Source organism: Mesorhizobium sp. M7D.F.Ca.US.004.03.1.1, assembly GCF_003998635.1.
Taxonomy (GTDB): Bacteria; Pseudomonadota; Alphaproteobacteria; order Rhizobiales; family Rhizobiaceae; genus Mesorhizobium; species Mesorhizobium loti.
In genome coordinates this window covers 1-941 of sequence record NZ_RZQG01001456.1, presented here as the reverse complement: position 1 = coordinate 941, position 941 = coordinate 1, and the positions used below count along the sequence as shown (strand labels likewise).

The 941-nt window shown below is 62.7% G+C and carries 2 protein-coding genes; both read right to left on the bottom strand.

Translation table 11 applies throughout. From position 1 onward, the window contains the following. Positions 1-237 (bottom strand): thiamine phosphate synthase (locus EN935_RS37920; protein ID WP_206534694.1); only part of this gene is annotated, 237 nt, incomplete at its 3' end. Continuing rightward, positions 234-941: thiazole synthase (locus EN935_RS37915; RefSeq protein WP_164771806.1), on the bottom strand; the 708-nt coding region annotated here is incomplete at its 5' end. The genes EN935_RS37915 and EN935_RS37920, both read right to left, overlap by 4 nt.

Here is a 941-nt window from a genome sequence, read left to right as displayed (position 1 = left end):
CTCCTGGCCCAGATGCACGAAATCGCAGCCTTCCTCGATTGCCAGGCGCCAATAATCATTGATGATGAGCTGGCTTTTGTGTTGGACACACCAGGCCTTCGACTTGCGGATCTCCGCGCGCAGCCCGGTTTCATCCATGGTTTTGATGCGAAGCTGAATCAGCTTGACGCCGAGCGGCGCCAACCTTTCGATCCAGGCGGCGCTGTCGACGATCAGGTAGAAGGGATCGAGCTTCATGAAAAAACGGCCCTGCCGACCATCGGTGTCGATGGCACGGCGACGTCGCGCGGTTCGAGCATTCCCGAACTGAACGCCTCACGACCGGCGTCGACCGCCTTACCGAAAGCACGCGCCATGCCGACCGGATCTGCCGCCTTGGCGACCGCTGTGTTCAGGAGCACGGCGTCAAAGCCGAGTTCCATGACGGTGGCCGCGTGCGACGGCCGTCCGAGCCCCGCATCCACAATCAGCGGGACGCCAGGGAAATATCCGCGCATCGAGCGCAGCGCCGTCATGTTGACCGGTCCCAAGGCGGAACCGATCGGTGCGCACCACGGCATCAGGACCTTGCAGCCCGCTTCCAGCAGCCGCTCGGCGACAACGAGATCGTCGGTGGTATAGGGGAATACCGCAAAGCCGTCCTCGCACAGGATGCGGGCGGCTTCAACCAGACCGAACACATCCGGCTGTAGCGTGTCGTGATTGCCGATCACTTCGAGCTTGATCCAGTTGGTGCCGAAGACCTCGCGCGCCATTTTCGCGGTGGTGACGGCTTCCTTGACGGAGAGGCAGCCGGCGGTATTGGGCAGGGTTCTGGCGCCCAGCGAGCGGATCAACGACCAGAATTGTTCGCCGGCCCTACCGCCCGCCATCTCACGCCGCAACGAGACGGTCACCACCGACGTGCCCGATGCCTTGACTGCATCGGCAAGGATCTGTCT